The organism is Actinoplanes rectilineatus (assembly GCF_000962825.1).
Classification (GTDB): domain Bacteria; phylum Actinomycetota; class Actinomycetes; order Mycobacteriales; family Micromonosporaceae; genus Actinoplanes; species Actinoplanes rectilineatus.
This window is the reverse complement of sequence record NZ_JZKF01000020.1, coordinates 126,792-136,594: the sequence shown is the minus strand read 5'-3', so window position 1 is coordinate 136,594 and position 9,803 is coordinate 126,792. Positions and strand designations below refer to the sequence as shown.

The 9,803-nt window shown below is 69.6% G+C and carries 10 protein-coding genes; 4 read left to right on the top strand and 6 right to left on the bottom strand.

What is annotated here, in order from left to right; all coding sequences use genetic code 11:
• Positions 1-188 precede the first annotated feature (188 nt).
• The 4 genes from WH85_RS17710 to WH85_RS17700 form a co-directional block, all read right to left on the bottom strand.
• Positions 189-560: a hypothetical protein gene (locus WH85_RS17710; protein WP_211275388.1), complete on the bottom strand. Its 372-nt coding sequence runs from the start codon at positions 558-560 to the stop codon at positions 189-191.
• A 7-nt stretch (positions 561-567) separates the two neighbouring features.
• On the bottom strand, positions 568-768 hold the full coding sequence (locus WH85_RS50465; RefSeq protein WP_157411065.1) for a hypothetical protein: 201 nt from the start codon (positions 766-768) through the stop codon (positions 568-570).
• A 316-nt stretch (positions 769-1,084) separates the two neighbouring features.
• Positions 1,085-3,622, bottom strand: a complete 2,538-nt coding sequence (locus tag WH85_RS17705; protein ID WP_045742970.1) for an ABC transporter permease — start codon at positions 3,620-3,622, stop codon at positions 1,085-1,087.
• On the bottom strand, positions 3,622-4,389 hold the full coding sequence (locus WH85_RS17700; RefSeq protein WP_045742969.1) for an ABC transporter ATP-binding protein: 768 nt from the start codon (positions 4,387-4,389) through the stop codon (positions 3,622-3,624). The genes WH85_RS17705 and WH85_RS17700 overlap by 1 nt, the downstream gene beginning before the upstream one ends.
• Before the next feature lie 203 nt (positions 4,390-4,592).
• Here WH85_RS17700 and WH85_RS17695 point away from each other — a divergent pair, with 203 nt between their 5' ends.
• The 4 genes from WH85_RS17695 to WH85_RS17680 are packed head-to-tail and all read left to right on the top strand — an operon-like array spanning position 4,593 to position 7,288.
• Positions 4,593-5,294 carry a neutral zinc metallopeptidase gene (locus WH85_RS17695; protein ID WP_045742968.1) on the top strand — a complete coding sequence of 234 codons (702 nt, stop codon included), beginning with the start codon at positions 4,593-4,595 and terminating at the stop codon, positions 5,292-5,294.
• Between the two features lie 53 nt (positions 5,295-5,347).
• Entirely contained in the window at positions 5,348-5,995 is a 648-nt protein-coding gene (locus WH85_RS17690) for an HAD family hydrolase (protein ID WP_083449064.1), read from the top strand.
• A 27-nt stretch (positions 5,996-6,022) separates the two neighbouring features.
• Positions 6,023-6,490: a toxin-antitoxin system HicB family antitoxin gene (locus WH85_RS17685; RefSeq protein WP_045742967.1), complete on the top strand. Its 468-nt coding sequence runs from the start codon at positions 6,023-6,025 to the stop codon at positions 6,488-6,490.
• 27 nt (positions 6,491-6,517) lie between these two features.
• Positions 6,518-7,288 (top strand): DUF4097 family beta strand repeat-containing protein, encoded by a 771-nt coding sequence (locus tag WH85_RS17680; protein ID WP_045742966.1) that lies wholly within the window; start codon positions 6,518-6,520, stop codon positions 7,286-7,288.
• A gap of 3 nt (positions 7,289-7,291) precedes the next feature.
• Here WH85_RS17680 and WH85_RS51620 read toward each other — a convergent pair whose 3' ends face one another.
• Together WH85_RS51620 and WH85_RS17670 are read right to left on the bottom strand one after the other, a co-directional pair.
• Positions 7,292-7,870: a LuxR C-terminal-related transcriptional regulator gene (locus WH85_RS51620; protein ID WP_052720516.1), complete on the bottom strand. Its 579-nt coding sequence runs from the start codon at positions 7,868-7,870 to the stop codon at positions 7,292-7,294.
• 582 nt (positions 7,871-8,452) lie between these two features.
• Entirely contained in the window at positions 8,453-9,577 is a 1,125-nt protein-coding gene (locus tag WH85_RS17670; RefSeq protein ID WP_045742965.1) for a RecB family exonuclease, read from the bottom strand.
• Between the last annotated feature and the right edge of the window lie 226 nt (positions 9,578-9,803).

The following is a 9,803-nucleotide window of genomic DNA, read 5'->3' as shown; positions in this document are numbered from 1 at the left end:
GGCGTCCAGCGCGCCCGTATTCACCACACCGCCACGGGTGTGGTGACTTCGGGCGTCCAGCGCGCCCGAAATCACCACGCGGACGGGCTTCGCACCCTGGCCACGAAACGTGTCTAGTGCTTCTGACATGGGATTTCTTCGTCGATTTGGATCTGTCCCGTCTTCCGTGAAGCACGGGCGGAATCCGGCTACGGCTGGTGAATTCTGACTGCGCGGGCGATCTTGCGGTGGAGTGACCGCAGGATGCGTACGGTGTCTTCGTCGGAGATTCCGGTGGTGATCGACCAGTCCGAACCCGCCCCGAAGACATCGCTGGCGAAGACGATTTCGGTCGCGATGAGGGCTCTTCGCCAAGCCCGGCGATTGAGCGACTGTCCGTCGCGGATCAGCGGTTTCAAGCGCTGGGCTTCCTCGAGCAGCACCACTGCGCTCGTGAAGTCCATTGCGTCAGCGAGGGCATCGGGGCAGTGGGCAGGGCCACCCCACTCTGCAAGGCCACGGAAGAGCACGTATCGCTCGTCGTCGGTCAGGTCGCTGACGGTGAACTGATCTGCTGCCACAACATGATCATGACCGGTCGGCATCGCCGAGCAATACGCGTTTTTGTGGCAGGTCGAAGCCGGCACGGCCGTGCATCTGGCGCTGGAGCATGGTGATGCGGCGACGGCGGCGAAGTCTGACTTCACGCCGTTGAGCGCCCGCCCTGACCGGCGCCGACATCTGCGAATTGTCCTGACCGGCTTCTGGAATACGCGTCAGCGGAGACATCGAGGCCTCCAGCGATGGTCAGTGGTTTCTCGACGATTCCACTGCATCGCTGGAGGCCTTCGCTGCTCACCAGCCCCGGTCGTGACCGTCGGATCGAGTGGTCACGTCTTCCCGATCAACCTTCCTGGGCATCCCGGCTGGTGTGAAGAACCTGTTGTGGGTTGGCGAATCGTCGGCGTCGGCGATCTCGGTGATACGGCCGGGGGTGGCGACGGCGGTGGTCCTCGGTGTGGGCGGTGGGCTTGGGAGGTGATTCCGAGTGTTGGGGCGGCGTCTGTGGACGCGCCGGTGGAGAGGACGGCGGCATGGCTGCTCGTCAGTCGTGGGAGATGGCGCCCAGGACGTTCAGGCGGGCTGCTCGGAGAGCGGGCAGGATGGCGGCGACTACGCCGACCAGGGCGGCCAAGGCCAGGTAGGTGGCCATGCGGGGCCAGGGGAGGACCAGTTCCGTGATGCCGTCGTTCTCCAGGGCGCGGGTCACCGCGCTGCCCATGCCGGCGCCGACGGTGACGCCGAGGAGAGCGCCGAAGACGGAGATGACCACGGCCTCGACGGTGATCATGCGCATGGTCTGGGAGCGGTTGAGGCCTACGGCTCGGAGCAGGCCGAGTTCGCGGGTGCGTTCCAGGACGGACAGGGCCAGGGTGTTCACGACGCCCAGGACGGCGATCAGGATGGCCAGGCCCAGCAGGATCTGGATCATCATGATGATCTGGTCGAAGCCGGCGGCCTGGTCGTCGACGAACGTCTGCTGGTCGACGGCGGTGACCTCGGGGCTGTCGGCGACGAGGGCTTTGATCTGGGGCAGCACCGCGGAGACCGAGACGCCGTCGTCGAGGCGGATGTAGCCGATGGTCGGCTGGGTGATGGCGAAGTCCTTGATCGCGCCGGCGGGCAGGATGATGCTGCCGGGCAGCGCGCCCTCCGGGTAGAGGTGGGCGACCGTGTAGGTGTGCGGCTCGCCTCGGCTGGCCTGCACGGTTACCGTTCTGCCGTCCTGCCAGCCCCACGCGGCGGCGTTCTCGGCGCTGACCGCGAGCTGGTCCTCGGTCAGGGTGGGGGCGGTCGTCCCGTACGCCTGGGCCAGCGTGGCCAGGTCGCCGGTGGCGTTGACGTACCGCTGCTCACCGTCGATCTGCACCATGTCGTGGTAGACGCCGGCAGCCGCCCGGACACCGGGGACCGTCGCCGCTTCGTCGATCACGGCCGGGTCGTAGGTGGGTGGACGCGGGCCGGCCTGATCGCCACTGATCATGATCTGGGCCTTGAGGACGCGCGCCACCTCGGCCTTGAGGCTGCTCTTGGCCGAGTCCATGACCACGGTGACGCCCGTGACCAGGGCGATGCCGACCATCAGTGCGGCGGCGGTGATCGCGGTGCGGCGCGGGTTGCGGCCTGAGTTGAGCCGGCCCAGGCGTCCGGGCAGCGACCAGGAGAAGAGCCGGCCGAGCAGGGACACCACCGGGCGGCTGATCAGGGGTGTGAGCAGGGCGATGCCGATGAAGGTGACCAGCGCGCCGCCGATGATCAGCCAGATGGTCGTGTCGCCGGTGTCGGAGAACAGGCCCAGGCCCAGGGCGGTCGCGCCGATGGTGGTCACCAGCGATCCGGCGACCGTGAGTTTGGTGAGCGGGCGGTCCGGGGTGGCGACCTCCTGCATCGCGGCGATCGGGGCGATGCGGGAGGCGCGGAGTGCGGGCAGCACCGCGGCGATCACGGTGATCACGATGCCGACGACGAAGGCGCTGATCACCGCGCTGAGGGGGACGCCGACCGGCGCCAGGGTGAGGGAGCTGCCGCCCATGGTGCTGAACAGGTAGCCCAGGCCGGCGCCCGCGCCGATCCCGGCGGCCAGACCGAGCACGGCCGCGACGGCGCCGACGATTACCGCCTCCACCATCACCGAGCCGATCACCTGGTTGCGGCTGGCACCCATCGCGCGGAGCAGGGCGAGTTCCCTGGTCCGCTGGGCCACGATGATCGAGAAGGTGTTGAGGATCAGGAAGATTCCGACGAACAGGGCGACACCGGCGAAGCCGAGCAGGATCTGGTTGAAGAAACCGACGCCCTCCTGGAGTCCGGCGGCACTGTCCGCGGCCAGTTCCTCGCCGGTCCTGACCTGGTAGTCGGCGCCGAGCGCGGTGGTCAGGTCGTCGCGGACCTGTGCGGGGGTGACGCCGTCGTCGGCGCGGACCACCACGGAGGTGAAGGCGTTCGCCTCGCCGAGCATGAGGGCCTGCGCGACCGGGGTGGTGAAGGCGACCTCCTGGACGCCGCCCAGGCTGTCCCGGCCGCCGGTGTACGCCCAGACGCCGACGAGGGTGAACATCTTCTTCGGCTCCCGGGTGAGCACCGGGACCCGGTCGCCGACCTGCCAGCCGGACAGTGCGGCGGTGGCCGCGTTCATCGCGATCTCGTCGTCGGACTCCGGCCCACGGCCGGCGCGCATCTCCATGATGTCGTCGACGCCGGTCCAGTTGACGCCCATCCGGGGCGGCCCGAACGAGGTGAGCACCTTGCCGTCGGCGGCGATCACGCGAGCGCCGTCGAGGTCGATGCGGCCGGTCGCGTCGCGTACACCGGACACGGTTTTGATCTTGTCGATCGTGGCTGCCGGAAGCGGGGCGGGAACCTCCTCGCCCTCGAGTTCGGAGATCTCGAGCGCGGGTTTCGCGGTGACCGCGACGTCGGTCGCCGCATAAGCGTCCGCGAAGATCGAGTCGAAGGTGCGGTTGAGCGTGTCGGTCAGTACCAGGGCACCGGACACGAACATCACGCCGAGGACGACGGCGAGTCCGGAAAGGATCAGCCGAAGCTTACGGGCGAGCAGGCTCTTGAGGGTGGCGCGCAGCATCAGAGCATCACCGGATCGGTCTGCGTGTCGAGGCGTTTCATCGTGTCGAGGACGGTCTCGGCGGTGGGATCGGCCAACTCGTCGACGATCGCGCCGTCGGCGAGGAAGACCACCCGGTCGGCGTAGCTCGCGGCCACCGGATCGTGGGTGACCATCACGATGGTCTGACCGTGTTCGCGCACGCTGGAACGCAGGAAGGACAGCACCTCGGCGCCGGACCGCGAGTCCAGATTGCCGGTCGGCTCGTCCGCGAAGATCACGTCGGGCCGGCCGATCAGGGCCCGCGCACACGCGACGCGTTGTTGCTGCCCGCCGGAGAGCTGGCTGGGGCGGTGTGCGAGCCGGTCGCTCAGGCCGACCGTGGTGATGACCGTTTCCCACCATTGGGGATCGGGTTTGCGGCCGGCGATGTCCAGCGGGAGCCGGATGTTCTCTGCGGCGCTCAACGTCGGCAGCAGGTTGAACTGCTGGAAGACGAAGCCGATGCGATCGCGGCGCAGCCTGGTCAGGGCTTTGTCGCCGAGGTTGCTGATCTCGGTGCCGCCGACGTGCACCGTTCCCCTGTCGACGGTGTCGAGGCCGGCCAGGCAGTGCATCAGTGTCGACTTGCCGCTGCCGGACGGTCCCATGATCGCGGTGAACCGACCGCGCCCGAACTCCGCGCTGACCCCGCGCAGAGCCGTGACCTGGGCCTCGCCTGATCCGTAGACCTTCCAGATCTCCTCCGCACGTGCCGCCACCGGACCCCCGGTCTTCGTCGCCGTCACGTCGCCATCCCCTCGTCGGTTGGTGTCCGGCCCAGTGTTGCGAGGACGGCGGCGTCGGGCATCCGCCGCTGGACGTATGCCGACTACGTAAATCTGCTGAGGGGCGCCACCCAGACGTGGTCAGGGAAATCCCTGACGTTTGGCGGACAGTCGTGGTTGGTATTCACGTCTACCGTGGAATCCCCGGCCTGGAGGACCCCCTCATGCGTGCTCGCCCGGCTTTTCTCCTCGCGCTGACCGCGGCTCTGATCGCCGCGGGCTGTGCCCTCGGACCCGACTCCGACTCCGATCCCGACGGCGGTGTGCCCGCCCCGACCGAGACCGCGGTGTCCGCCGACACCGACGGCACCGACACTCCGGAGGAGTTCGAGGCCGACATCCGGGCGGCGCAGGAGGTCGCCGAGGACTACTGGACTTCCAAGATCAATGGATTCCAGCCGATCCGGCAGGTCGTGCCCTACGAGCGGGAGGGCGAGGTGGACTGCGGTGGTGAGCCGCTGCCGCGTAACAACGCCGTCTATTGCCCGGCCGGGGACTTCATCGCGTACGACGTGAACTGGTCCTTCGATGCTTTCCGGCAGATCGGCGACGCCTTCGTGTTCTATCTGCTCGGACACGAATACGCCCACGGGATCCAGGCCCGGCTCGGTATCCAGAAGGAGTTCACCATCGAGCAGGAACTGCAGGCCGACTGCATGGCCGGCGCGTTCATCGGTGACCAGGAGCGGGCCGGCCGCCTGGTGATGCAGAAGGGCGACACCGAGGAACTGGCCGACGGGCTGGAGGCGGTGGGCGACGACCCGGGACAGCCCTGGTTCGCGGAGGGTTCGCACGGCAAACCGGAGGAGCGGACCCGCGCCTTCGCCGGAGGGTACCGGGACTCGCTCGACTCCTGCGGCCTGTAGAGGCTGGTCACATTCGATCGGCCCGGACGGGGGACACCCCGCAGAATGCCGTCGTGGACGCCGTACTTTTCGACATGGATGGCACGCTGGTCGACAGCGAGAGGGTCTGGGGGATCGCCCTGTCCGAACTCGCCGTGCACGCCGGGGGCACCCTCTCCGAGCAGGCACGGCTCGCGATGGTCGGCACCAGCATGACGCGCAGCATGCAGCTCTTCCGCGAGGATCTGGGGCAGCCCGACCGGCCCGAGGCGCCGGACGTGCGGTGGATCGGCGACCGGGTGCACGAGTTGTTCTCCGCGGGGCTGGTCTGGCGGCCGGGCGCGATGGAACTGCTGCTCGCGGTCCGGGCCGCCGGGATCCCGACCGCGCTGGTCACCTCGACCGGCCGCCGGCTGGTCGAGGTCGCGCTCAAGACCATCGGCGCGGAGAACTTCGACGTGGTGGTCTGCGGCGACGAGGTGAGCCGGCCGAAACCGGATCCGGAGCCGTACCGGACCGCCGCGGAACTCCTCGGCGTGCCGATCGGGCGGTGTGTGGCGATCGAGGACTCGCCGAGTGGGGTGGCCAGCGCGCTGGCCGCGGGCGCGGCGGTGCTGGCGGTGCCGGCCGAGCTCGAGCTGCCGCCGATCGACGGTGTGCACCTGCGATCCACCCTGGTCGGCGTGGATCCGGAGTTTCTGACGTCTATTGTGCTTGCGTGACGTCAGATGTGACGTCATAGTGGTGTCATGGATTTGACGCCGTATCTCGAAGGGCTGCGTGCCGACCTCGCCGCCCTGGCCGCCCCCGGTGGCCCGGACGTGGCACGCGCCGCGGAGGTTCTCGGCGCGTCCCTCGAGCCATCCGCCCGGATGGTGCTGCTCGAGGCACTCTCCGACGCGGCCGCCGAGATCACCACCCGGCTCAACGGCCCCACGGTCGAGGTGCGGCTGCGGGGCCGGGAGGCGGACCTCGTGGTCGGCCGGGCGGTGCCCGAGCCTGCCTCGTCCGGCCCGCCCTCCGTGCCGGCTTACACCGACGGTGAGCTCTCCCGTCTGACCTTACGCATGCCGGAGTCCCTCAAAGCGCACGTCGAGCAGATCGCTGCCGCCGAGGGCATCTCGGTGAACGCGTGGCTGGTGCGTGCGGTGACGTCGGCGGCGCACGAGCAGCGGCCGGGCAACGGGCGTCGAGTCACCGGTTTCTACCAGGCCTGATTCCACCTCTGGCAAAGGAGACGAGCCGTGTATGAGTTCCCCCGCACCTCACCTGTCGTCGTCGACCTCCGCGTCCGTCACGGCATGGTGGCGATCGACGCCGGACCGCACGAGAGAGTCCAGGTCACGGTCGAGCCACCCGCGCCCGACGTCGAGATGACCCTCGACGGTGACACTCTGCTGATCCACGACCCACGCCGTCGTGGACCCGAACTGGCGATCACGGTCCGCGTTCCCGCCGACAGCGCGATCACGGGGCGCAGCGCGGCAGCCGACGTCCGGGCCACCGGGCGCTATGCCACCGCCCATCTGGATCTCGGATCGGCCGACGGCTGGATCGAGGAGATCACCGGTGACGTGCACATTACGGCGGCCAGCGGCGACGTGATCGTGGGACGGGCGGGAAGCGCCGTCTGGGCGAAGAGTTCGTCCGGACAGGTGCGCGTGGGTGACGTCGTCGGTGACGTCACTATCGACACCGCCAGTGGCGCCATCACGGTCGGGGCGGCGCACGCGTCGCTTCAGGCCAGGAGCGCGAGCGGTGCGGTGTCGGTGGGCAGCCTCCGCCAGGGACAAGCGAAGATCCGCACCACCTCGGGTGACGTCACGGTCGGGGTGGAGGCCGGGACCGGGGTCTGGCTCGATCTGGACACCCACGCGGGCCACAGCGTCACGGATCTGACTGCGGGCGGCGGTTCGGCTGCGGCGCCGTCGGGTGCGGGCTTGGAGCTTCGCGTACGCACGTCGAGCGGTGACATTCACGTCCATCGGGTCGACAGCATCGCCATGGCGGCGTGAGGCTCAGGAGGAGCCTGGTGTGATCAGCCCGCTCTCGTAAGCAAGAACCACCGCCTGGGTCCGGTCGCGCAGGCGCAGCTTGGTGAGCACGTGACCGACGTGGGTCTTCACGGTGGTCTCGCCGACACCCAGCATGTCGGCGATCTCGGCGTTGGTGCAGCCCCGGGCCACGTGGACGAGGACCTCCCGCTCCCGGCCGGTCAGCGCGCCGAGCCGTGTGGCAGCGCTGTTGCCGGGCGGCGGGACGGCCTCGGCCACCCGGGTCAGGACACGAGCCAGCACCGGCGGGGCGATCACGGCGCCGCCGGCGGCGATGGCCCGGACGGCGGCGATCAGCTCTTCCGGAGTGGCGTCGGTGCGAAGGTAACCGGTCGCGCCTGCGGCGATCGCTGCCATCACCTCGTCGTCGCTGTCGTGGGCGGTGAGGAGGAGGACAGGGACGGCCAGGTGGCCTTCGATGATCGCTCGGGTTACCGCGGGACCGTCGAGGCGGGGGAGGGACATGTCGGCGATCAGCAGGTCGGGGAGGAGCCGGCGGGCCAGGTCCAGGGCCTCTGTGCCGTTGCTGGCCTCTCCGGCCACGACGATTTCTGGCGGGCCGGTGTCGTGGGAGGGGGTGGAGAGTCCGCCAGTCCCAGTCCCAGTGGCGCTGGGCTGGGCGTGGGGGCGGGTGCCGGTCTTACCAAGGTCGGCCACGCCTTGGTGACCTTCGCGAGTGCCTGCTTGATGCTCGATGGCTGATCCGGCTTGTCGGCGAATGCGGCGATCGGGTGCGGGGCCCTTGCTTGTTTGGCTTTCGGTTATGGCGATTTCCCGGGAGCTGACGGAGGTGCCGGGATCGGGACTGCGGCCGGCGTGGAGAGTGGAACGGGCATCGACATCGGCCTCGGCGGTGATGTGGTTCTGCCGGTGAGGTGCGGAGCCGCTTGAGGGCAGGCGGCTTGGAGCCGGGCTGGTCGGGGTCGGAATGCCTGGGACCGGGCTGTTTGCCGTCAGGTCCGATGCAGCCCGGTTGGTTGAGGTCAGGATGGTGCGTAGGCCCGCCCGCTGTAAGGGCGCGGGATCTGCGAGCAACACCCGGATCGGTCTCATCGCGAAGGCACCGGAGTGAGGGCGGGCCCAAGGGACTGAACGGGTGCCGGCTCGGGATGGGCCGCGGGGCGGTCAGTCAACGGGGTCGGTCCGGACCCGGGTGGAGGACTCGGAAACGGTGAGGAGGGGGAGCGATGCCGGGTAGGCCGGCGGGGTGCCGCCGAACTCCGGGCACAGGGCCTGGTGGCTGCACCAACCGCAGAGACGGCTTGGCTTCGGGCGGAAGTCCTGGTTGCGCTTGGCCCGCTCGATGGCCTGGGAGAGAGCGACCAGGGTGCGCTCGAAACGCTCCAACTCCCCGGCCTCGGGGCTGTAGTCGAGGACCTCGGCGTCCTTGAGGTAGACCAGGCGCAGGACGCGGGGAACCACGCCGCGGGTGCGCCACAGGACCAGGGCGTAGAACTTGAGCTGGAACAGGGCGCGGCCCTCGAACGCCTCGCGGGGTGCGCCGCCGGTCTTGTAGTCGACCACGCGCAGGTCACCGGCGGGGGAGACGTCGAGACGGTCGATGTAGCCCCGGAGAAGCAACTCGTCGTCGATCAGCGTGGAGATGTAGGTCTCACGCTCGGCGGGCTCGAGCCGTCGTGGATCCTCCACCGCGAAGTAGCCGCCGAGCAGGTCACGGGCGCTGCTCAGGAAGGCGGCGATGCGGGCGGCCTCGGCGGCACCGGCGGGCGCGTCGACCAGCGCGAGCTGCCCCTCGGTGACAGCCGCGGCGGTGCCGGAATCCGTGGCGGTGCCGAAATCCGCGACGATCGAATCTGTAGCGCCGGCTGTCGCGGGCAGGGCTGGGTCGGCAGAGGGGGAGACCTGGCCTGACTCGGAGGTGTCGCCCTTGGTAGCCACGACTGCGGGGGCACGGCGGCGGGGGATCTCGTCGGGCTCGGTGGCGAAGATCTCGGCCATGAGGGGTTCGTCGGCCCGGAGGCGTTCCCACTCGGGGAGGACCAGGGCCGCTGCAGCCTCGGGAGTGCGGTCGGCCGCCGGGAGGTCGAAGAGACGCTCGAGGACGGCGTGGACCAGGGTGCCACGGACCTGGTCGGCTGACGGAGTCTCGGGGAGCTTGTCGACGCTGCGGAAGCGGAACAGCAGCGGACACGTCTTGAAGTCGGCCGCGCGGGACGGGGACAGCGACGGGCCCGCGGGAGCCTCCGGGCGTCGGCCACGCGCTGGTGTGCCGGGATCCGCACCGGTCACGTCTGGTTGACCGGCGACGTCTCCGGCCTTTGCCGTTTCGTCGGCAGCGGCAGCCAGCGGCTCTTGAACAGCAATGGGCTGGGCTCCTGCGGCGTCGGGCTGGGCCGTGGCGTCTGATGGGGCCGCGACGCCGGGGCGCCTCTCGGCGGAAGGAGCGCCGGGCTGCGGGGGCGGAGAGGCCGGCTGAGCCGCCGTGGAAGAGAACGCCGTCATGCCACTGAGGCTA